Below are 21585 nucleotides of genomic sequence, written 5' to 3'. Positions count from 1 at the left end.
CGGTGCCGTGGGCGCCGGCGACCGATCCTTGATCGCCCCGCCGACCCCTGTCCTCAGGGGCCGTAGACCTCCAGCTCGGCCAACTGCAGCCGGTAGAAGCCTTGCGATGACTCGTCCGGGGCGCTCCGCCCGAGCTTGGTCACGTGTACGCGCACGAAGCGGCCCTCGCCCTCGACGTCATAGCCCATCCCCCGGCTGCCGTCCGAGGTCTCTCCAGTGAGGCTGCGCAGCGTCGACCACGTGACCCCGTCGTCGGAGACCTCCACCGCGAAGGTGTCGGGATAGCCGGCGCCACCGTTGCCGACCGGCTCACCGGCCGTCGCGGTCCGCGGCCAGAGCCACACGCTGCTCAGCTGCCGCACCTGCCCGAGGTCGACCTGCACCCACTCCACGTTGTCCGGATCGCCGCGCGGCGGGTCACTGGTGTAGCCGCGGCTCGACGGGGTGCTGGCGCGGACACCGTCGACGAGGTTCGCGTTCCCCCACGCGCAGCAGTTGAGCGTGGCGCGCGCCACGACCGGCCGTCCAGCTGCCAGGTTCAGCGACTGGCTGGGCGGCGGCTCTGCGGCATCGAGGCCCACCTGGTCGATCTGGAAGTTGCCCGGCCACACCCGGTCACCGGCAGCCCGGAAGGACACCTCGATCGACACCAGGTCCACACCGGCCCAGTCCCCGAAGGGCACGCGGACCTCGGTCCAGGCATCAGGGCTGATGGCCTGGGTCTTCTCGAGGGTCGACCCGGTGCTGTCCCGGAGCACCACGCGGGCCTGGTACGGCCCGCTGGGCGCACCTCCGTACGCATTGACGTGGACCACGAGCGCGTTCGCCCGTCCGAGCGGGACCGGCACCGGCTCGCGCACCGAGACCGTGCGCCACGCGTCGGCCGGGGTGTTGGCGGCGGCGGTCGCCTCGAGCAGTCGCCTGCCGAGCCGGGCGGCACCGGGGCTGTTCGCCATGCTCGGCACCGAACTTGCCGAGGTGACGTACTCCCCCGCGATCCACCCCTCAGCACCCTCCTCGAAGTTGTGGAGGAGGGTGAAGTCCGTTGTCAGACAGGCCTCACCGCGGGGGTCGAGGTCGCAGCCCGCGCCGCGAACGAAGGCTGACGTGCGCGCCTGCGCCCACTCCTGCCCGCCGGAAGAGGCGGACACCACGATGTCGCCACCAGACGCGGACTCCGCGGTGCGCTGGAGGGTCAGCGACGCGCTACGAGTCGCCCCGGCCGGGATCTCCACCGCCGTCGTTCCTGGCGCCGTCCACCCCTCGGGCGCGTTCTCGACGGCCAAGGTGACCTGGACCGACTGCTGCGACCGGTTGGACATCGTTGCGCTCACCACGGTGTCGGTGTCCTCGGTCTCGAGCACGCGCGGCAGGGCACGGACAGTGTCGATCGACACCGGACTCCGCACCGATACCGGGAGCCTGACGGGCACCCGCAGCCGAGTGCCGTTGCGGGCCGCGGAGAAACTGCCCTCCAGCACCACCTCTCCGAGCGGCTGCGCGAGCGGCACCGTCACCCTGAAGACAGCCGTGGCGGACTGACCTGGAGAGATCGCGCTGGGCAGCGTTGAGTCCGTCCGGACGGCCCAGCCGTCAGGGGCCAACAGCAGCGCTGCGGCCCGGGTGAGCGGCTTGGTCGAACCGTTCGTCACCACCAGGCGAGCGTCGAGGGCGCTCCCGGCGACCGCGTCGTCGACCGGCTCCAACTCGACGGTGATGCCGTCGGAGCGGGTGACGAGCGTGGACAGCTCGCCGCGAGCCTGCTCGAGGTGCCGGCGTACCTCCGCCGCGGCCGCGCCGGTGAGCTGGCCGTCCGCCTCGAGGTCGTCGACATGGACCGCCAGCACGTGCAAGCGACCGAGCGCCTCGGCGGCGAGCTCTCGCACCCGGTCGAGGGACGCACCGCCCATCCGGGCATCGATGGCGCCCTGGACGTCCCGGCGTGCCAGGCCCACGTCGCGAGAGAGCTTGCGGGTTGCCGCAGCTGTCACGCCCGGCCCGTCCAGCCGAGTGTCGAGCGCCCTCAGGGCGTCGTCGGCGCTGCCGAGCATCCCGAGCACGGCGTCCGACCTGAACTCGTAGGTGCCCGATCCGACGGTGACCACGACCCCGTCAGAGGTCTCACGCAGGCTGTGCACGCCGACGGCGTCCTGGGCATACCCCGTTCCTTCGAGCACCGACCGCGCCGAGTCGGCCGGGACGGTCACCTCCGAAGTGGTGTTGACCGGCACGGTGACGGTCTGGACCAGACGCCCGCCGACGTGCTTCCAGGCGCTCGAGAGGGTGCCGTACGGCGTGGTGACACTGCCGTTGCCCTGGCCGAGCCGGTCCGTGACCTGGGGAGCCACGACGGAGTGCTGGTAGCCCGTCGACCCCGGCGCCTGGTCGATCCCGGCGACCGAGTCGTAGAGCCAGTTGTCGATCGAGGTGAACATCGGGTGGTTGAGGGACGAGGCCCCGCCCCAGTCCTCCCAGATCGTCCCCGGGCCGTTCTCCAGCATGTAGCCCCAGCCGGGATACGCGGTGTTCGTGACCACGTCGAGGACCACGTCGGAGTGGCCGTGCAGGGCCAGCGCCTCCGGGATGTACTTGATCCCGGGCAGGCCGCCGGTGAAGTGACCGCCACGTTCGTCGACGACGTCCCGAACGAGATTGTCGACCACCCCCTCCACGTGCCCGTCGGGCACGATGTCGAGGACCAGGGGGAAGGCGTTGGCGAACTGGCTCGAGCCGTAGGACTCAGCCTCCTCGTCGAAGTACCGCTCGTTGATCGCGGACGCGACTCGATCGGCTCGGTCGTCCATCTGCTCCGCGTCGTCGCCCTTGTCCAGCTGACGTGCCGCGTCGGCGCCCTCACGCAGGGCCCAGAGGTAGAAGCCGCTGCGGAACAGCACCGAGTCAGTGTTCTCCAGCGCCAGCCAGTCGTTGCCCCAGGTGTTCACGGGCGAGGTCAGCAGATCGCCGCTGGTGGTGGTCTCGAGGTAGGCGAGGTAGTCGCGTAGTGAGTCGTAGTGCTCGGCCAGGACCCGCGTGTCGGCGTACCGCTCGTTCACGTAGGCGGGGATCAGCACGTGGGCAACCGCCCAGGCGGGGTCGGACCGGGTCTCCCACGCGCCGGCGGGCTCGGTCGGGACGATGTCCGGCACGCGGCCGTCCCCCTGTTGTGCGGAGCGCATCTCCTCGACCCAGTTGGAGTAGAAGGCAGCCACACCGAAGTTGTTGATGACCGCTTCGGCGGCGATGTGGGCGTCGGCCATCCAGCCCCGCTTCTCACGGGTGGGGGTGTCCTCGGGCACTGCGTGCAGGCCGTTCGACTCTGTTTGGACGTTGGCCTTGTGCAGGCGGTTGAGCAGGTCGTTGCTCGAGGAGAACGTGCCGGTGGGCTCAACGTCGTTGTGGACCTCGCGGGCCACGATCGTCCCGGGTGCCGGGGCACCGGGCAGCCCGGTCACCTCAACCCAACGGAAGCCGGCGTACACGAACGACGGTTCCCAGGTCACCTGGCCGCCGGCAGCGGTGTAGCGGCTGGTCTGCTGGGCACCGATGATGCTGTTGTCGACGCGGCCGTTGGAGAGTCGCTCGCCATGCTTGAGTGTCACCGTCGCGCCCGCCGGCAGATCCAGGGACATCTGGGTCCAGCCGGTCAGGTTGGTCCCGAAGTCGAGGACGTGGACACCGGGGGCCGGCGACGTGACGGCGACCGGCTCATGGGTGCGGACCACTCGCATCGGTTCGAACGTCGCGGCCTCGAGCCTTCCCGTGACCGTGCTGCTCACACGCACCGGCTGCCACGTCGTTGACGGCGCCATGTCGACGGTCGACCAGCCGGTGATCTCCTTGCGGGCGTCGTAGGTCTCGCCGTGATAGCGGTGCGCGCGGATCACCGGACCGGGGGCGGACGTCCATGACCCGTCGGTGCCGAAGTCGAGCACCTCACCGTCAGTCGTGGTCACCCGCAGTTGGGCCAGCACATCGGAGTCCTCGCCGATCAGGATGCCGAGAACGTTGTCGCCGGCCGTGAGTAGGTCGGTGACGTCGTAGGTGCGGTAGAGCGCGCGCACCCGGGTGTCGACCATGGTCGACTCCACCTGCGAGTCGGAGACCCGCTGGCCGTTGATGTGGGCCTCGTAGACGCCGCGGGCCAGGCCGAACTGCTGCTCGCAGCAGATCCCCTGCCCGTCCGGCCCCCGCTCGTAGTTGCCTCGGCCCGAGACGTAGAGCCGGACCTGCTCCACATCGGTTGGGAGGTTGATCTCCGAGCGCAGGTAGGAGCCACCTTCGCGGGAGATCGCCGGCGCGACCCACTGGGCGACCCAGTCCTCAGCCTCGAACAACCCCGTCTCGAACGTGCTGATCTCGCTCCAGGCAGATGGACCAGTGTCCTCCGCCGACCAAGCACGGACACGCCAGTAGTACCGCGTCGCGCTGGTCAGTGCTTCCCCGCCGTACTGGACGTTGACCGAGTCGTTCGTCGGCACCCGGCCGGTGTCCCACACAAGGGCCTCACCGGCCTCCAGGGTGTTCTCGCCGGTGGCCACCTGCACTTGGTACGCCGCCTGCGTGGCGTCTCGCCGGTCCGCCTCGAGCGTCCAGCTGAACCGCGGGCGGCGAGCGTCGAGCCCGAGGGGCTCGTCGAGGTACTCGACGCTCGTTCCGGCCACGACCAGGTGGTCGTTTTCGCCAGTCACGCTCGGGGACAGAGCCGCCGTGGCAGGCCCGGAGATGGCTGGCCCGGACATGCCTGCCAGGACCCCGCCGGTCAGGAGTACGAACGCGCAACCCGTGACGACGAGTTGTCGTCGCCGCGAGCGTCGGCTGACACCGGAGGTGATGCTGCGGACGTGGGAGCGTGACACAAGCAAGGGAGTCTCCTGAATTGCAACGTTTCAGGCGACTCTAGGCGTGGGGTGTGACCGACGCCACAAATGTGACAGGATCCGGTCAGGAACACCTGAGGGAAGACCCTCGGGCGCGTGCTCAGGACTTCTTGGCCTCGAAGTGCTGGTAGTCCTTGAGCGAGTGCCAGTCGCCGCCCCAGTCGAACCCGCGCTTCTTGAACGCCTTCACGACCGGGTCGTTCTTGGTGATCATGCCGGGGCGTACGTCGTCGCGGTCGAGGAACTCCTCACCGGCAGGCGGCAGCACCAGGTCACCCTTCACATAAGGGTTCTCGATGGTGTTGATGTCGATCGCCTTGCCGTAGGAGTGGATCGAGAACCTGCCCGGGCTGCCGGTGATCGGACGGCAGTTGAACGACGACGTGTTGTCGGCGGCCATGGACGCGTCGTCGGAGCCGTCGTACTCCTCGATGAGCTCCATCCGCCTGATCGGGAACTGCGCGTCGAACATCTCCCCGAACACCGTGACCACCGTGTCGGCGACGTCCTTGTGCACCATCAGCTGCCCGCCGTCATGGACCGTGCCGTCGAAGCCGCGGTAGTTCATCTCGATGATCCGCAGGTCGTCGATCGGCACTGGGCAGCCCTCCTCCCAGGAGACACCGATCATCCGGTCGCGGTACTCCTCGGAGATCGTGTGCACCGACGCCGAGAACTCCGGATCGTCGGACGACGTCTGCTGGACCGGTACGGCACTGGCCGGCGCGGTCACGGCGAGGCTGACGAGCGAGGCCAGGGCGAGTCTGACGAGCATGTGGGTCCTCCCGAGAGGTTCGGCTGCTGGACCTTCAACCTGTCACGGATGGACCGCACGCTCAACGCCTCCGACACCCTTCGAGGGTTGCAGTTCGTACGACTTCACGCAGGCTGCACGTACGAACTGCAACTCTCGCGCTGAAGCAGACTCAGAGACCCGCTGATCAGTCGTGGTCGAACTTCCAGTCCTTGCGCACCACGCGACCATTCCGGAACTCAACCGATCCGTACTGCCAGAAGGCCATCAGGTCAAAGGTGCGCCACATCTGGTTACCGTAGCGACCACCGTGGCCGCTGTACCCCACGATCCGGCTGACCCTCGTTGGTGTCATGCCGCGCTTGATCCGACGGAACTCCTTCCAGGACATCGTCGTCCTGGCCGTCTTCTCGTGCACTCTCACCACCTCGACGCGTTGCGCACTCCGGGTTCCGCAACGCGCCTCGGTCGAGAGCTCGTAGCGACCGACTGCCACTCGAGGGAAGTACAGCCCCGGAAGCGAGCCGCGGTAGCGCCACACCGCGCGGAAGTTGTTGTCGACCCCCTCGACGACGGTGCGGACTGCCGGCTCGGCACCACTCGGGCACCAGACGACGGGATTCATCAAGCCGCCCTTCTGACCGATCGGCGCGCGCTCCACACGTGTGTCACCAATGCTGGGGCCTCCTTCGGCGTACGCCGAGGCAGTGTCTGCCGTCGATATGCCAGCCAGGGCGCAGAGCAGGGCGCAGAGCGCAGCAGTGAAACGTGACATGAAAGCGCCTCCCGATGAATGATCCTTCATCGTAGTTTCCGTCCACCGAAGCCGCAGGCGCTTGCGAAGAACTGCTGATGGGTGGGCCGTGGAAAGCCGAAATGCAAAGGCTCGGGTGGACTCGAACTGGCGCGGCTCACCGGCGTCGCGCTATGACGGCTCGTTCACGACACGAGGTCGATGCGGTGCTCGCGGCCGCCGAAGTTGAAGGTGTCACCCACCCGCAGACCCTCGACCGACGCGTAGATCGGGGAGTCCGTCGAGATTCCCTCGTAGGTCACTCCGTCGCACTCGAAGGCGCTCGCGACGACACCGACCACGTAGCGGTCGCCTCCGAAACCGACGATCGCGCCCGGTCCGACAGTGTCCTTGGGGCCGAAGTCGAGATCGTCGATCCGGGCCAGTCCCGCCTGCTGATGGTCTTCCGCAGCGCCGAGGAGCCCTGAGAGCTCCCCCTGTTCGTCCGACTGCGACAGGTCGTCGACCGAGTGCGTCGCCTCCTGGTCCAGCTCGGCTGCGGACCGCTCCTGCCTGACGGTGTTCTCGAAGGACCGCAGGTGATCCGCAGCCCTGGCCTCGAGAGCTTGTCTGACTCGCTGCTTGGCAGCCTGGTCGAAGCTCGCCGACTCATTCATGGAGATCGCCTCTCTCGGAACACACGTCGAATGCACGGCTCGTTGACCTGCACTGTTCTTGGACATTGTGCCCCGATGCGCTCCGCAGCCACCCCATCCGAACCTCTCCCCACTTGCGGGCAATGAAGCGCTGGCGCATATTGAACCGTCATGAGCGGGGACGAACGGCACAGCGGGTCCAGCAGTGGCGGCAGGCTGCCCGTGGCGGCGATCCCGCGGGTCATCGGGTCGGTGCTGCTGGGTGCCGTCGCGGGCGTGGCCTGCGTGCTCGCACTCAACATCCCGCTCGGCATCCTGATCGGAGTCACGGTCACGCACGTCGCGTTCGCCGTGTGCGGGTGGATGGTGCTGTGGCCGCTCGACGCGCGTGCCACGGCTGCCAATGCTCGACGTGAGGACTTCCGCCCGGTACTCGAGGAGCTGCTCGTCCTGCTGATCTCACTGGGCGGGCTGTTCGGCATCGTGGCCGTGCTCGTCCTAGGACGCTCCGACACTGGCGACGCGGCCGCTGCGACGGCCCTGTGCGGGGTCTTCATGGCCTGGGCCGACCTGCACCTGATGTACGCCACTCGCTACGCACACCTCTACTACGGGGCCGCGGGAGCAAAGGGCGGTGGGATCGACTTCAACTCCGACGAGTCACCGGCCTATCGCGACTTCTTCTACTTCAGCTACAACCTCGGGATGACCTACCAGGTCTCCGACACGGACGTGTCGAGCTCGACGATCCGGTCGGTGGTGTTGCGACACTCGCTCCTCTCCTACCTGTTCGGAGCCGTCGTCCTGGCCACCACCATCAATCTCGTTGCCGGGGTGGCCACCGGCTGACTCCCCGTGGGAGCACCGGCACCGCGCCGTACTCACGGGTGCGACCTGAGCCGTCCTGGCGCTAACGTGCAGGAAGGGCTCAACTTCGAACCGTTCTGACCAAGAGAACCGGAGGCGACGAGATGGCGGGTGCGGCGAGGATGGTCCGATGACGCAGCAGCCGGTCTCACAGGCCGTGATCGCACCTCCCGCGGAGGCGGCCATCTTCCTGGTGGTCACCGTGCGCGCGGGGCACGAGGACGTCGTACGCGATCTCCTTGCGGACGTGGCGGGACTCACCCGCGCGGTCGGCTTCCGCTCGAAGGACGGCGAGCTGCGCTGCGTGGTCGGCCTCGGTGCCGAGCTGTGGCCCCGGCTGTACGACGTCGCACCGCCGGCGCACCTCCACCCGTTCGAGGCAGTCCAGGGCGCCGTGCACACGGCCGTCGCGACCCCGGGCGACATCCTGTTCCACCTCCGCGCCCGGCACATGGATCTCTGCTTCGAGCTCGCCCAGCAGCTCATGGCGCGTCTGGACGGTGCGGTCGACGTCGAAGACGAGGTGCACGGGTTCCGCTACTTCGACGAGCGTGACCTGCTCGGCTTCGTCGACGGCACCGAGAACCCCGAGGGCACGGCGGCCGAGGCGGCCGTCCACATCGGTGACGAGGACGCGGCCTTCGCCGGCGGGAGCTACGTGGTCGTGCAGAAGTACCTCCACGACCTGGTGGCCTGGAATGCGTTGCCCGTCGAGGCGCAGGAACGCGCGATCGGACGTCACAAGCTCAGCGACATCGAGATGCCGGACGACGTGAAGCCGTCCAACTCACACGTCGCCCTCAACACCATCGTCGACGAGAACGGTGTCGAACGGCAGATCATGCGCGACAACATGCCGTTCGGCAACGTGGGATCGGGTGAGTTCGGCACCTATTTCATCGGCTACGCCGCCAGTCCCGACGTCGTGGAACAGATGCTCCGCAACATGTTCGTCGGCAAGCCGCCCGGCAACCACGACCGGATCCTCGACTTCTCCACGGCGGTCACCGGCTGCCTCTTCTTCGTGCCGCCCGCGGACTTCCTGGAGGACGGCCCCTCGGCATCGGAAACGTGATGGGAACGCAATCAACAGCCGGCCCGCGGACAAGGACTGGTCCCGGAAGGACTATCGCCACCCTGCCGCGGGATGGGGCGCCACGATCTTGGCACCAGGGTCAAATGTCGAAGGGCCCCTGCCCGCGTTTCCGCAAGTCAGAGGCCCTTCGTTGGCTCCCCCGGTTGGACTCGAACCAACAACCCTCCGATTAACAGTCGAATGCTCTGCCAGTTGAGCTACAGGGGACCGCTAGGCAGCCCGGGAAGAATAGCAAGGACGCAGCGGAGGTGCGAAATCAGCCCCTCCCTTCGCGCCTGCGAGCGACTACAGGTCGTGGCCGACCTCGCCCCGCACCACCTCGAGGGCAGCGGCGGCACGGCGCCGCACCTCGGGATCGTCGGGGTCGACGCCCTCCTCGAACTCGTAGACCCACTGCACGGGCTGGTCGCCCCGGGGGGCCCTGCGCGCAATCACGAAGACGCCGCGGCGGCCGCGGATCGGCACGTGCCGCTGGAGTACGACGCTCGCCGTGACCCGCTCACGCACCAGCTCGAGCAGGCGCCCGGGCTCGTCCAGAGGGACCACGTGCACCGGCCGCACCTCACCCCAGGAGCCGACCTCGGTCACGGTCAGGGTGGAGGCATCCTGGGACCAGTCGGCCTTCTCGACCGTCTCCCACGGGATGCGCCGCTCCCCGACGTACAACGCGTCGCGGGTGCCGACCAGCACGACGCCGTCCGTGCCGACCGCGCCGGCCAGGGCCTTCTCCCCCGTCGGCAGGTCCGCCGCGCGCACCTCGTCGGGCAGCGCGTTGCCGAACAGCCTCATGTGCCCATCCCCGCATCACGAAGGGTGCGACGCTGCGCCTCGAGGGTCATCAGCTCGCCGAACAGTGCGTTGTGGTTCTCCGCGTCATCCGGGTTGGTGCGCTGCAGCTTGCTCTTCACGTCGGCGATGCTGCGCAGCACGGTCAGCTCGCGCAGCCGGTAGACGTGCGCGTGCACGTAGGCGAGGTCGGGTTCCTTCTTGGACAGCAGCGGCTCGACGCTCAGCTCGGTCAGGGCCGCGGCGACGGCCGGCTCCTTCACGTGGTCACGCAGCCCGGCCGCCCAGCCGTCCTTCGCACTCTCGGGTCCCCCACCGGCCTGGATCGCCTCCCACACCCCGCGGTACGTCGGGTGCGTGAAGTCGGCAGGTGTGACGTCGCGCGCCGAGCGCACCACGACCTCGGGGTGGTGCAGGACGAGCTTGAGGGTCTCGCGCTCGATCGCGAAGCGCGGGTCGCGCAGGTTCGGCAGCGGCGGCGCGGCGGGCTGCTGCGGCTTCGACGGGTCGTTGACCGGCGCCGCGGTGCGCTGGGGAGCACCCGAGGCCCGGCCCATGGCGCCGCCCGGTGCCTGCTTCTGGACCCTCCCCTGCCGCGCGGCTGCCCGGCGTACCTCTGTGCGGGCCTCGTCGACGTCGACGCCGATGGACGAGGCGATCTCGCGGGCGAACGCGTCGATCTTCGACTTGTCGCGCACGCTGCTCACCAGGACGGCAGCCTCGCGCAACGCATCGATGCGGCCGTCGGCGCGGTCGAGGTCGTAGCGCGAGAGCACGTTGCCGAGCACGAAGCGATAGAGGGGTACGCGACCGGAGACGAGATCCCGGACCGCCTCGTCGCCCTTCTTGATGCGCAGGTCACAGGGGTCGAGGCCGTCGGGCTCGATCGCGACGTAGGTCTGGGAGACGAAGTTCTGGTCGCCGCCGAAGGCGCGAAGGGCCGCCTTCTGGCCGGCGGAGTCACCGTCGAAGGTGAAGATGACCTCACCGCGGAACTCGTCGTGGTCGTGGAGGAACCGGCGCAGCACGCGCGCGTGGTCGTCGCCGAACGAGGTGCCGCAGGTGGCCACCGCCGTACCGACGCCGGCGAGGTGGCAGGCCATCACGTCGGTGTAGCCCTCGACCACGACGGCCTGCGAGGTGCGGCCGATCTCACGGCGCGCCAGGTCGATGCCGTAGAGCACCTGGGACTTCTTGTAGATCGGTGAGTCAGAGGTGTTGAGGTATTTAGCCTCGATGCGGTCGTCGTCAAAGATGCGGCGGGCACCGAAGCCGATCACGTCGCCGGACGCGTCGCGGATCGGCCACAGCAGGCGTCCGCGGAACCGGTCGTAGAGTCCACGCCCACGACCGACCAGGCCCCCGGTGACGAGCTCCTCCTCGCTGAAGCCCTTCTGCCGCAGGTGCTTGAACAGCACCTCGCCGCCGTTGGGGGCGAACCCGACGCCGAAGGTGGCCGCGGCGTCCTGGTCGAAGCCGCGGCCGTCGAGGAACTGACGGGCCACCACGGCGTCGGGGGTGGCCAACTGCTCGGCGTAGAAGAGCTGCGCCTGCTTGTGGGCGTCGATCAGGCGGCTGCGCTGCGGGCCACGCGGCGGGGTGGGTGCGCCGCCGTCCTCGCGCCGCAGCTGTACGCCGTACTTGTCGGCCAGGCGCTCGACGGCCTCGCTGAAGGTGATGCCGTCGATCTTCATCAGGAAGCTGAAGACGTCGCCGCCTTCCTGGCACCCGAAGCAGTGGAAGAACGCGCGCGCCGGGTTCACGTTGAACGACGGGGACTTCTCGTCATGGAAGGGGCACAGGCCCTTCATCGAGCCGCCGCCGGCGTTGCGGAGCGTGACGTAGGAGGACACGACCTCGTCGATGCGAGCCTTCTCGCGGACCTCCGCGATGTCGTCGTCCCTGATCCGTCCTGCCACGTCGCGGAGTCTACGTCGGGGACCGTTGGACGCACTGGCCGGGCGACGGGAGCTGTGGAGAATCGAGGGCCCGGCCCAGCGGACCGTCAAGGGTCCCGACGGCCTGCTTCGAGGGTCTCAGTCGCCGATGGCGTAGCGGCGGTGCCAGGTCAGCGCCGAGGAGTCCGTGAGCGAGGCGACCTGGTCGATCACCACCCGCAGCCGGGCGGCGTCGTCGGGCGCCTCGGCGTGGTCGTGGGCGAACGCGGCGTCCAGCCGGTCGGGCCGGTCGACGAGCGCGGCCACCAGCTCGGCCAGCAGCTCACGCTGGCGAGCCATCACCTCGAGGCGCTCGTCGGACCGCATCACGTAGTGCGCGGCGATGCCCTTGAGCACGGCGATCTCGAGGAGGGTCTCGTCGGGGATCACCAGGTCGGCGCGGTAGCGCACGAACGACTCGGTGCCGTAGGCCGCCACCATCGCGGTCTGCACACTGCCGCAGAACCGGCCGATCAGGTCGCTGGTCAGGTTCTTCAGGGCGGCCAGCGACCGACGCGAGCCGTCGTACGGCGCCTGCGGCCAGCTGCCCTGCGTCTGCATGCGGGCCAGCGCCCTGCCGAGGGCGTCGTCGGAGACATCGGGGAGGTACCACTCGCGGGTGGTCTGCCACACCTCGCGTCGCGCGCCCGGGTCGGCGAGTGCGGTCAGGTCGATGCGGTCGGCGACGATGCCGTCCTCGACGTCGTGCACGGAGTAGGCCACGTCGTCGGCCAGGTCCATCACCTGCGCCTCGACGCAGCGCCGCCGGTCGGTGCGACCGTCGCGCATCCACGTGAAGACAGGGAGGTCGTCGGCGTACGCCCCGAACTTGGTGCCCGGGCGCTCGCGCAGCCAGGGGTACTTCGTGCAGGCGTCGAGCGTGGCGCGGGTCAGGTTGAGCCCCACCGAGTGGCCGTCGGCGTCGAACGTCTTGGACTCCAGGCGGGTCAGCAGTCGCAGCGTCTGGGCGTTGCCCTCAAAGCCTCCGCACGGCTCACTGAGCGCGTCGAGCACCTGCTCGCCGTTGTGGCCGAACGGCGGATGGCCCAGGTCGTGGGCCAGGGCAGCGGTCTCGGTGATGTCAGGGTGACAGCCCAGCGCCCGAGCCAGGTCGCGGGCGATCTGGGCAACCTCGAGAGAGTGGGTCAGCCGGTTGCGGACGAAGTCGTCGCTCTGGGGGCCGACGACCTGGGTCTTGGCGGCCAGGCGCCGGGACGCCGCCGCGTGGACCACGCGGGCCCGGTCACGCTCGAACGGCGTGCGCACGGGTGCGTCGACCCGCTTCGGCGGCTCCGGGACGAGGCGCTCGCGGTCGCGCTCGTCGTACTCGTTGGTCTCCATCACGGCCCGAGAGTAGTGCCACCCGCCCACGGTCGGGGGCGCCGGTGCGGAAGTCGTGCACCCCGGACCACAGACCGGTCGAACGGACCGTCGAACAGGTGACCTCTGCATCTCTCATGTCCTCGCACGCTCAGGAGAGGACATCCGGACCCCGACTTACCCGTCGGATGGTCCGCGGCCGGGCTCGCGCCGCCCGAAGAATGACGAATGGCCGCGGCCCACGAGGGCTGCGGCCATTCGGCGGGGTCAGAGATCAGTACGTCGTGACGTGCACGTGGTCGTAGTGGTTGGCCGTGGTCGAGCCACGGTCCTCCATGCCACGCCAGCCCTCGCCCGACCGGTCGACCGACCAGATCTGCTGGGAGTAGATGATGTAGTTCACGCCCAGCTCGGCGTAGTGCTCGCGCACGAAGTCGCGAACCTGGTAGCCGCGGTCGCCGCTGACCATGATGTCGACGGCGAGGCCCTGCGAGTGCTCACCGTCGCCGCGGAACGTGCCGTAGGTCGTGATGTCGGGGAACGCCGCGCACACGGCCGCGTGCACCTTGACGATGTTGGGGCTCACGCCGCTGGGCACGGAGGTGCCGTTGGTGCACTCGCCGCCGATGCCCTCGACGGGCTTCTCGTCGTCGAGGTAGTCGGCGGTCACCCAGCGCGACCGGCCGCCGACGACGATCTCGGTACGGCCGTTCTGCTCGCGCCCGGTGACCAGCACCTGCTTGCCGGCGTCAATGCTGCCGACCTGGGTCGCACCGTCGGTGGGCGCGTCCCAGAGGTTCAGTTCCTCGGTGGTCCACAGCTTGGAGTCGGCGGACTTCACCGCGCGCTGGGTGGCGAGGCGGTTCGCGCTGCGGGAGTACGTCGCGGAGGCGCTCAGCTGGTCGAGGTCGAGGCTGGCCCGACCGCTCGAACGGGAGACTTCCTGCTTGCGCTCGGGGGCAGCACCGCCGATGGATGCCTGGTTGGCGCTCACGACCTCCTTGATCTCGGGGTCGGATCCGAGGACTCCGACGCCGACGACGGCGAGGGTGGCGAGCGTGGAGACCGATGCTGCGATGGTCACCAGGCGGGGCTTGCTGCGGGCATTGGTGTCCCGCTTGTGGCCATGATTTGCCACAGCGCTGATCCTTTGCGATAGCTGACAGGGTCTGTGTCCGAACGGGGTGTCCGTCTGGGCACGAAGATCGAGTGAAACATAAACGAACCGGAAATGTCCCATTTGGGGACACTGTTCACAGGGTGTTCCGAGTCACCCGATCCTCACCCGATCCTCACCCGCCCGAGGCCGCGGACAGGTCCTCCTCCATGCCGCAGCCGGCCCCGTCGGCGTCGTCCAGCCACCCCTCGGGCAGCACGACCCGCTTGCGTGGCGTGCCTTGGCGCCCCCGTGGAGCACCCAGCTCGGCGACCGGGAAGACGGCGTCGGGGTCGAGCTCGGCAAGCAGGACGTCGAGGGTGGCGAGGCTGTCGATCAGGGCCAGGGAGTGACGCAGTGCACCACCGGCCGGGAAGCCCTTGAGGTACCACGAGACGTGCTTGCGGAACTCCTTGCAGCCCCGCTCCTCCCCCATGTGCGAGCTGAGCAGCTCGGCGTGGCGACGCATCATCGCGGCCACCTCACCCAACACGGGGAGCGTAGCCACGGTCTCGCCGGCGAAGGCCGCGGCCAGGTCGCGGAACAGCCACGGACGGCCCAGGCAGCCGCGGCCGACCACGACGCCCGCGACACCGGTCTGCTCGACCATCCTCAGCGCGTCGGCGGCCTCCCAGATGTCGCCGTTGCCGAGCACCGGGATGTCGACGTGCGCCACGAGCTCGGCGATCGCCTCCCAGTCTGCCTGGCCGGAGTAGGCCTGCTCGACGGTGCGGCCGTGCAGCGCAATGGCCGCACACCCCGCCTCCTGGGCGATGCGTCCGGCATCGAGGTAGGTCAGGTGGTCGTCATCGATGCCCTTGCGGGTCTTCATGGTGACCGGCACGCCGTACGGCTCGGCGGCGCGGACCGCGTGCTCGAGGATCTCGCCGAGGAGCCCGCGCTTCCACGGGAGCGCTCCCCCGCCGCCCTTGCGGGTCACCTTCGGAACCGGGCAGCCGAAGTTGAGGTCGATGTGCGCGACGCCGTACTCGGCGCAGAGGATCTCCGCGGCCTTGCCGACGTAGACCGGGTCGGTGCCGTAGAGCTGCACCGAGCGGGTGTTCTCGAGCTCGTCGAAGACCAGCATCGACCTGGTCATCGCGTCGCCCTCGACCAGGCCGCGTGAGGTGATCATCTCGCAGACGAAGAGCCCGTCCGCGCCCTGCTCGCGCATGCTCTCGAGGCACAACCGGCGGTACGCCGCGTTGGTGATGCCGGCCATCGGAGCCAGGACGACGGGCGTCTCGACGGTCAGGTTGCCCAGCTGCATGGGCTCCATTGTGAACTGCCACCCCTCGAATGCGCGAACCGTGGGCTTTCGATGCGCGAACCGTGGATCGTGATTGCCGAGCCGGGGGTCCTTGCGGTGCCCGTCAAGGATCCACAGTTCGAGGCGCAATCTTCCACGGTTCGCGCATCAATGACGCACGGTTGGCGCATCAAAAAGGCACGGTTCGCGGTTGGGTCAGCGCTTCTTCTTGGCGCCCTTCTTGGCCTTCGCGCCCGGCGCGGTCACGTCACCGGTCCAGTCGATCTGCTCCTGGGCCTCGTCGGGGCGCAGCGCGACGGTGCGCAGCTCGGTCTTCGCCGGGGCCAGGAAGACCATGCACAGCGAGGCGGGCTTGGCGTTGGGCCCGAACTTCTTCGGCAGCAACCGGTCGGCGCACGGGGCGAATCCGCTGATGTGCGCGGCCGGGTAGAGGATCGAGGAGCCGTTGTCGAGGAACACCGGCGGTTCGAAGCCGCCGAGGTTGGACGTGCCGGCGTTCTTCACCCGCAGGTGCACGTAGTAGGGCGTCGACTTCTTCATCGCGTCGCTCAGCTTGAAACCGCTGAACGCCTTGATCGGCGCCTTGTCGATGCGGGTGACGGTGACCTCGGCCTGGCCGGACACCTTGGCGGTGGCCTGCCACTTGAAGGTCGCCGGCTCGCCGAGCTCGAGTGCCGACCCGGGGTCGGTCAGGCCGTCGTCCTCGGGCGTGCTCGAGCCGTCACTGCTCTGCGACGAGTCGTCCTTGGAGTCCTTGTTGTCCTTGTCGTCGTCCCCGCCTCCACAGCCCGCGAGGGCCAGGACGGCGACGAGGGACAACGCGGCAAGACGAAGAACTCCGGATTTCATGGCGTCATTGTGCACCGACGGTGCGGTCGTCGTACGACGAAACACTGGTCAGGAGCCCAGCAAACGCTCGGCGAAGTACGTCGAGATGCCGTCGAGGCTGATCCGCTCCTGCGACATCGAGTCGCGCTCGCGCACCGTGACCGCGTTGTCGTCGAGGGTGTCGAAGTCGACGGTGACGCAGTACGGCGTGCCGATCTCGTCCTGGCGGCGGTAGCGGCGACCGATCGCACCCGAGTCGTCGAACTCGACGTTCCAGTTGCGGCGCAGCTCGGCGGCGAGGTCCTTGGCCTTGGGCGAGAGGTCGGCGTTGCGGCTCAGCGGGAGCACCGCGACCTTGACCGGCGCGAGGCGCGGGTCGAGACGCAGCACGGTGCGCTTGTCGACACCGCCCTTCGTGTTGGGCGCCTCGTCCTCCTGGTAGGCGTCGACCAGGAAGGTCATCAGGCTGCGGCTCAGTCCGGCGGCCGGCTCGATGACGTAGGGCGTGTAGCGCTCGTTGTTGGCCTGGTCGAAGTAGGAGAGGTCCTGGCCGGAGTGCTTGGAGTGCGTGGTCAGGTCGAAGTCGGTGCGGTTGGCGATGCCCTCGAGCTCACCCCACTCGGAGCCCGCGAAGCGGAAGCGGTACTCGATGTCAGTGGTGCCCTTGGAGTAGTGGCTCAGCTTCTCCAGCGGGTGCTCGAAGTGGCGCAGGTTGTCGGGGTTGATGCCCAGGTCGACGTACCACCTGGTGCGCTCGGCGATCCAGTACTTGTGCCACTCGTCGTCCTCGCCGGGCTTGACGAAGAACTCCATCTCCATCTGCTCGAACTCACGGGTGCGGAAGATGAAGTTGCCCGGCGTGATCTCGTTGCGGAAGCTCTTGCCGATCTGGGCGATGCCGAACGGCGGCTTGCGCCGGCTGCTGGTCACCACGTTGGCGAAGTTGAGGAAGATGCCCTGCGCGGTCTCGGGGCGCAGGTAGACCAGGCCGGACTCGTCCTCGAGGACACCGACGTGCGTCTTGAGCATGCCGGAGAACTCGCGCGGCTCGGTCCACGCACCACGGGTGCCGCAGTTGGCGCAGGCGACGTCCTTGAGGTCGACGTCGTCGGGGTTGTCGATGCCCTTCTTCTCGGCGTACGCCTCCTGCAGGTGGTCGGCGCGGTACCGCTTGTGGCACGACTGGCACTCGGTCAGCGGGTCGTTGAACGTGTCGACGTGGCCGGAGGCGACCCAGGTCTCGCGCGGCAGGATGATGCTGGAGTCGAGGCCGACGACGTCTTCGCGGCCCTGGACCATCGCCTTCCACCACTGGCGCTTGATGTTCTCCTTGAGCTCGACACCGAGCGGGCCGTAGTCCCACGCGGAGCGGGTGCCGCCGTAGATCTCACCGCACGGGTAGACGAAGCCTCGGCGCTTGGCGAGGGAGACGACGTTGTCGACGGGCGAGGGGGGCGGCTTGGCCACGGGAACTCCTGGGAAGGTCGGCCGACTGGCTGTCGGTCTTGAAGGATCAAGCCTAACGAGCGTGTCACCCGACTTGTGTGTCGGGCCGCGGCGGTCAGGTCTCTCGGGCGAGTGGCTCGTTGAGCTCGCCACCCGGTTCGACGACCTCGTAGGCGCTGGGCTCGTCGAGTGCCGTGCCCAGCAGCTCCCAGGCCCCCACCTTCACGTCGTACGACGACAGGGCGCGGCGGTAGGACCCGACGTTGGCCCAGCGCGTGGTGAGCAGCCAGAGGTCGGGCTGGTCGACGTTGCGTCCGACCGTGCCCTCGACGTAGCCCGCGCAGGCCGCGAGCAGCGCGTGCGCTTCCTCGACCCGCGCCCGGAAGCTCGCCTCGTCATGCTCGGACACCCGGAACCTGTTCACGACCAACACGTCCCCCAATCTCCCATGCAACGCGGGGTTACGGTCGCTCCACACGCGTCCTGCCACGGGCGAGCCGTCAAGAAGGCCGCACAGGTTCCGCCCTGCCCGGAGAACTCGATTTGACAACCATTCTCATCTTGCTGAGAATCGTTCTCATGAACTTGCCTGCCGCGCGCTTCGCCGTACCCCTCGTTGTCAGTGCTTCGCTCTTCCTTGCCGGATGCGGTGCACTCTCGGGCGACGGGGACGTCGACGAGCAGAAGGTCTCCGCGGCCTTCTACCCGCTGGCCTACGCCGCCGAGCGCGTGGCAGGCGACCACTTCGAGGTCGAGAACCTGGTCCAGGCCGGCCGCGAGCCCCACGACGTCGAGCTGAGCGTGCGCCAGACCGGCGACGTCGCCGATGCGGGACTGGTGATCTTCGAGACCGGCTTCCAGCCCGCCGTCGACGACGCCGTCGAGCAGAACGCGGAGGGCGAGACCCTCGACGCGGCCAAGGTGATCGACCTGCACGAGAACGGCGAGGACGCCCACGCGCACGAGGAAGAGGGCCACGACCACGAGCACGGTGACCACGACCCGCACTTCTGGCTCGACCCCCTGCTGATGGCCGACCTCGCCGACGCGATCGCCGACAAGCTCAGCGGCATCGACCCCGACCACGAGGACGAGTTCACCGCCAACGCGGCGGCGTTCCGCGCCGAGCTCGAGACCCTCGACAAGGCGTACGCCGACGGGCTGGCCGACTGCAAGGTCGACACCGTGGTGGTCAACCACGAGGCGTTCGGCTACCTCAGCCGCTACGGCCTCCACTTCGAGGCGATCACGGGCCTCTCCCCCGGCGCCGAGCCGATCCCGGGTGAGCGGGCGAAGCTGGAGAAGCTGATCCGCGACGAGCACCTGACCACCGTCTTCTCCGAGGCCCTCGGCAGCAAGAAGTCGGCCGACTCGCTGGCAGACGACCTCGGCGTCGAGACGGCCGTGCTCGACCCGATCGAGGGCCTGAGTGACCAGACCTCCGATGAGAACTACCTTTCACTCATGGAGAACAACCTCACCGCACTCAAGAAGGCCAACGGTTGCTGACCGACCCCACCGACCGCGACCGGACCGTCCTCGAGATCGAGGACGGTTCCGTCGCCATTTCCGGGCGTCCCATCCTCCGTCACATCGACGTGCGCATCGAGCGTGGCGAGTTCGTGGCACTGATGGGCGCCAACGGCTCCGGCAAGTCGACCCTGGTCCGTGCCATGACCGGCCTGCTGCGGATCGGCGGAGGATCGGTGACGCTGTTCGGCGCGCAGCTCTCCGACTTCCACGACTGGCATCGCATCGGCTTCGTGCCGCAACGCGCGACCGCCGCGAGCGGCATCCCTGTCTCGGTCTGGGAGGTCGTGGCCTCGGGCCGGCTCACCCGACGTCGCCTCCTGCGACCGCTCCTGCGCAAGGACCGCCAGGCCATCAAGGACGCCCTCGACGTGGTCGGGCTACGCGATCGCAGCCACGACGGCATCAACACCCTCTCCGGCGGCCAGCAGCAGCGAGTGCTGATCGCGCGCGCCCTGGCCGGCGAGCCCGAGCTGTTCTTCCTCGACGAGCCCACCGCCGGCGTCGACCTGCCCAACCAGCAGGCCCTGGCCCTCGCCCTCGAGACGCTCAAGTCCCGCGGCGCGACCGTCGTGCTGGTCGCCCACGAGCTCGGCCCGATGACTCCGCTGGTCGACCGCGCGATCGTCATGCGCGACGGCCGCATTGCGTACGACGGCCCGCCGCTGGCCGACCACGAGGTGCACGGGCCACTGTTCGGCGCCGGCCACAGCCACCACCACGTGGTGCCCGTCGTCGATGACCACACGCCTCAACTCGGCCTCAACCGCCACCGGGAGCACCACTGATGGACATCCTGGGCTACGACTTCATGATCCGCGCGATGATCGCCGCGGTCTTCACCGGACTCGCCGCGCCGGTCGTCGGCACCTACCTGGTGCAGCGCCGCCTCGCCCTGATGGGTGACGGCATCGGCCACGTCGCCGTCACAGGTGTGGCACTCGGCCTGCTGACCAACACCTCACCGACCTGGACGGCGGTCGTGGTGGCCATCCTGGGCGCCGTACTCATCGAGGTGATCCGCGAGAAGGGTCACGCGAACGGCGACGTCGCGCTGGCGTTGCTGTTCTACGGCGGCATCGCCGGTGGTGTGATGATCACCGGCCTGGCCGGACAGAGTGCGGCCCGCCTCCAGGAGTTCCTGTTCGGGTCGATCACCACGATCTCGCCACAGGACGTATGGGTGACGATGGCGCTCAGTGCCATCGTGATCCTGCTCGGGGTCGGACTCGCACCCCAGCTGTTCGCGGTCGCCCAGGACCAGGAGTTCGCTCGGGTCGCCGGGCTCAACATCCGCGTCTACAACGTGCTGGTCGCCGTGCTGGCCGCGGTCACGGTGACCGTGGCGATGCGCACTGTCGGCCTGCTGCTGGTCTCGGCGCTGATGATCGTGCCGGTGGCCACCGCCCAGCAGCTGACCCGCAGCTTCCGGGCCACCCTGCTGGCCGCGATGTGCCTCGGCGTCGGCGCGTCCTTCGGCGGACTCATGGTCTCGGCAGTCGCCTTCGACGTGGCGCCCGGACCCACCATCGTGCTGCTCGCGCTGGCCTGCTTCGTGCTGACCTGGCCGGTGGGCATGTGGCTGCGTCGACGTCGCCGCCAGCGGCAGCCGTTCGACGAGCTCGCGCCGCTGGCCCATGACGCGATCGACGAACACCCCCACGAACACGGTGAGAACTGCGGGCACACCGCCGTACCCCACGGTGACCACGTCGACTACGTCCACGACGGTCACCGCCACGCCCCCCACGGAGTGCACTATGACGAACACTGAGCCGAAGACCGAGCCCACCACCGAGCCCCGCACCACCCCGGTGGCCGGCGGGCGCCCGACCAAGCAGCGCCTGGCCGTGGCCAACGTGCTCTCCACGTTCGGCGACTTCCGCAGCGCCCAGGAGATCCACTCGCTGCTGACCGACTCGGGCGAGAAGGTCGGGCTGGCCACCGTCTACCGCACTCTGCAGCTGCTCGCCGACAGCGGCGAGGTCGACGTGCTCCGCACCGAGGACGGCGAGGCCGCCTACCGGCGCTGCTCCGACTCACACCACCATCACCTGGTCTGCCGGTCGTGCGGCGCCACGGTGGAGGTCGAGGGCCCGACGGTCGAGCGGTGGACCAAGGCGATCGCCGCCGAGCACGGCTACCGCGACATCAGCCACACGCTGGAGATCTTCGGCACCTGCGCCGCCTGCTCCTGACGGTCGCCCGGCTCGGTACGGCGTTCGAGACGGCCGCACTTGTGCGCCCTTCTTGACACTTTGCCCCCGGCGGAATCAATCGGTCTAAGCAACTCAACCCTGTTGGGTGGTGTTGTGGATGCCGAGGTATG

At 68.8% G+C, this 21585-nt stretch carries 18 protein-coding genes and 1 tRNA gene; 6 read left to right on the top strand and 13 right to left on the bottom strand.

Annotated elements, in window-relative coordinates; genetic code table 11:
• Positions 1-53 precede the first annotated feature (53 nt).
• The 4 genes from ASH02_RS22950 to ASH02_RS22935 all read right to left on the bottom strand — a co-directional run bounded on the left by ASH02_RS22950 (position 54) and on the right by ASH02_RS22935 (position 7041).
• Positions 54-4688 carry a family 78 glycoside hydrolase catalytic domain gene (locus tag ASH02_RS22950; protein WP_162262618.1) on the bottom strand — a complete coding sequence of 1545 codons (4635 nt, stop codon included), beginning with the start codon at positions 4686-4688 and terminating at the stop codon, positions 54-56.
• A gap of 289 nt (positions 4689-4977) precedes the next feature.
• The gene (locus ASH02_RS22945; RefSeq protein ID WP_056680913.1) at positions 4978-5652 is read right to left on the bottom strand and encodes a M15 family metallopeptidase; all 675 of its coding nucleotides are present in this window, start codon (positions 5650-5652) and stop codon (positions 4978-4980) included.
• Positions 5653-5818: 166 nt separating this feature from the next.
• Positions 5819-6406 (bottom strand): hypothetical protein, encoded by a 588-nt coding sequence (locus ASH02_RS22940; RefSeq protein ID WP_156409842.1) that lies wholly within the window; start codon positions 6404-6406, stop codon positions 5819-5821.
• A gap of 164 nt (positions 6407-6570) precedes the next feature.
• Positions 6571-7041: a hypothetical protein gene (locus ASH02_RS22935; protein ID WP_056680919.1), complete on the bottom strand. Its 471-nt coding sequence runs from the start codon at positions 7039-7041 to the stop codon at positions 6571-6573.
• A gap of 150 nt (positions 7042-7191) precedes the next feature.
• Here ASH02_RS22935 and ASH02_RS22930 point away from each other — a divergent pair, with 150 nt between their 5' ends.
• Positions 7192-7869, top strand: a complete 678-nt coding sequence (locus tag ASH02_RS22930; RefSeq protein WP_057295525.1) for a DUF1345 domain-containing protein — start codon at positions 7192-7194, stop codon at positions 7867-7869.
• A 148-nt stretch (positions 7870-8017) separates the two neighbouring features.
• Positions 8018-8962 (top strand): Dyp-type peroxidase, encoded by a 945-nt coding sequence (locus tag ASH02_RS22925; RefSeq protein WP_057295524.1) that lies wholly within the window; start codon positions 8018-8020, stop codon positions 8960-8962.
• A 152-nt stretch (positions 8963-9114) separates the two neighbouring features.
• On the opposite strand, the gene ASH02_RS22920 is transcribed toward ASH02_RS22925, so the two are convergent.
• The 9 genes from ASH02_RS22920 to ASH02_RS22880 form a co-directional block, all read right to left on the bottom strand.
• Positions 9115-9190 (bottom strand) — tRNA-Asn (locus ASH02_RS22920).
• A 78-nt stretch (positions 9191-9268) separates the two neighbouring features.
• On the bottom strand, positions 9269-9772 hold the full coding sequence (locus ASH02_RS22915) for a hypothetical protein (protein WP_056680927.1): 504 nt from the start codon (positions 9770-9772) through the stop codon (positions 9269-9271).
• Complete coding sequence (gene dnaG / locus ASH02_RS22910) at positions 9769-11688, bottom strand: DNA primase (protein ID WP_056680930.1); 1920 nt, start codon at positions 11686-11688, stop codon at positions 9769-9771. The genes ASH02_RS22915 and dnaG overlap by 4 nt, the downstream gene beginning before the upstream one ends.
• Positions 11689-11805: 117 nt before the next feature.
• On the bottom strand, positions 11806-13047 hold the full coding sequence (locus ASH02_RS22905; RefSeq protein ID WP_056680965.1) for a deoxyguanosinetriphosphate triphosphohydrolase: 1242 nt from the start codon (positions 13045-13047) through the stop codon (positions 11806-11808).
• Positions 13048-13300: 253 nt separating this feature from the next.
• Positions 13301-14164, bottom strand: coding sequence for a hypothetical protein (locus ASH02_RS22900; RefSeq protein ID WP_156393600.1), 864 nt, complete (start codon positions 14162-14164; stop codon positions 13301-13303).
• A 154-nt stretch (positions 14165-14318) separates the two neighbouring features.
• Positions 14319-15461, bottom strand: a complete 1143-nt coding sequence (gene dusB / locus ASH02_RS22895) for a tRNA dihydrouridine synthase DusB (protein WP_056680936.1) — start codon at positions 15459-15461, stop codon at positions 14319-14321.
• A 186-nt stretch (positions 15462-15647) separates the two neighbouring features.
• On the bottom strand, positions 15648-16301 hold the full coding sequence (locus ASH02_RS22890) for a hypothetical protein (RefSeq protein ID WP_156388700.1): 654 nt from the start codon (positions 16299-16301) through the stop codon (positions 15648-15650).
• A 48-nt stretch (positions 16302-16349) separates the two neighbouring features.
• A complete protein-coding gene (locus ASH02_RS22885) occupies positions 16350-17747 on the bottom strand; it encodes a glycine--tRNA ligase (RefSeq protein ID WP_056680941.1) in 1398 nt (465 codons plus the stop codon).
• Between the two features lie 94 nt (positions 17748-17841).
• The gene (locus ASH02_RS22880) at positions 17842-18150 is read right to left on the bottom strand and encodes an antibiotic biosynthesis monooxygenase family protein (RefSeq protein WP_268793394.1); all 309 of its coding nucleotides are present in this window, start codon (positions 18148-18150) and stop codon (positions 17842-17844) included.
• Between the two features lie 155 nt (positions 18151-18305).
• On the opposite strand from ASH02_RS22880, the gene ASH02_RS22875 reads away from it, so the two are divergent.
• Genes ASH02_RS22875 through ASH02_RS22860 form a run of 4 tightly spaced genes read left to right on the top strand, consistent with a single transcriptional unit; the run spans position 18306 to position 21454 of the window.
• Entirely contained in the window at positions 18306-19235 is a 930-nt protein-coding gene (locus tag ASH02_RS22875) for a metal ABC transporter substrate-binding protein (RefSeq protein ID WP_057295522.1), read from the top strand.
• Positions 19229-20044, top strand: coding sequence for a metal ABC transporter ATP-binding protein (locus ASH02_RS22870; protein ID WP_082563735.1), 816 nt, complete (start codon positions 19229-19231; stop codon positions 20042-20044). Before ASH02_RS22875 ends, ASH02_RS22870 begins: the two co-directional genes overlap by 7 nt.
• Complete coding sequence (locus tag ASH02_RS22865) at positions 20044-21030, top strand: metal ABC transporter permease (protein WP_056680950.1); 987 nt, start codon at positions 20044-20046, stop codon at positions 21028-21030. The genes ASH02_RS22870 and ASH02_RS22865 overlap by 1 nt, the downstream gene beginning before the upstream one ends.
• Entirely contained in the window at positions 21017-21454 is a 438-nt protein-coding gene (locus ASH02_RS22860; RefSeq protein WP_056680953.1) for a Fur family transcriptional regulator, read from the top strand. The genes ASH02_RS22865 and ASH02_RS22860 overlap by 14 nt, the downstream gene beginning before the upstream one ends.
• Positions 21455-21585 lie beyond the last annotated feature (131 nt).

The sequence above is a fragment of the Nocardioides sp. Soil796 genome (assembly GCF_001429525.1).
Taxonomy (GTDB): domain Bacteria; phylum Actinomycetota; class Actinomycetes; order Propionibacteriales; family Nocardioidaceae; genus Nocardioides.
This window is presented reverse-complemented; position numbering and strand designations above follow the sequence as displayed.

Excerpts from the sequence above, each read along its gene's own strand:
- ASH02_RS22890 (WP_156388700.1), bottom strand. The coding sequence starts at position 16,301 with ATGAAATCCGGAGTTCTTCGTCTTGCCGCGTTGTCCCTCGTCGCCGTC.
- ASH02_RS22905 (WP_056680965.1), bottom strand. The coding sequence starts at position 13,047 with ATGGAGACCAACGAGTACGACGAGCGCGACCGCGAGCGCCTCGTCCCG.
- ASH02_RS22915 (WP_056680927.1), bottom strand. The coding sequence starts at position 9,772 with ATGAGGCTGTTCGGCAACGCGCTGCCCGACGAGGTGCGCGCGGCGGAC.
- ASH02_RS22925 (WP_057295524.1), top strand. The coding sequence starts at position 8,018 with ATGACGCAGCAGCCGGTCTCACAGGCCGTGATCGCACCTCCCGCGGAG.
- ASH02_RS22935 (WP_056680919.1), bottom strand. The coding sequence starts at position 7,041 with ATGAATGAGTCGGCGAGCTTCGACCAGGCTGCCAAGCAGCGAGTCAGA.
- ASH02_RS22940 (WP_156409842.1), bottom strand. The coding sequence starts at position 6,406 with ATGTCACGTTTCACTGCTGCGCTCTGCGCCCTGCTCTGCGCCCTGGCT.
- ASH02_RS22865 (WP_056680950.1), top strand. The coding sequence starts at position 20,044 with ATGGACATCCTGGGCTACGACTTCATGATCCGCGCGATGATCGCCGCG.
- dusB (WP_056680936.1), bottom strand. The coding sequence starts at position 15,461 with ATGGAGCCCATGCAGCTGGGCAACCTGACCGTCGAGACGCCCGTCGTC.
- ASH02_RS22875 (WP_057295522.1), top strand. The coding sequence starts at position 18,306 with ATGAACTTGCCTGCCGCGCGCTTCGCCGTACCCCTCGTTGTCAGTGCT.
- ASH02_RS22930 (WP_057295525.1), top strand. The coding sequence starts at position 7,192 with ATGAGCGGGGACGAACGGCACAGCGGGTCCAGCAGTGGCGGCAGGCTG.
- ASH02_RS22860 (WP_056680953.1), top strand. The coding sequence starts at position 21,017 with ATGACGAACACTGAGCCGAAGACCGAGCCCACCACCGAGCCCCGCACC.
- ASH02_RS22945 (WP_056680913.1), bottom strand. The coding sequence starts at position 5,652 with ATGCTCGTCAGACTCGCCCTGGCCTCGCTCGTCAGCCTCGCCGTGACC.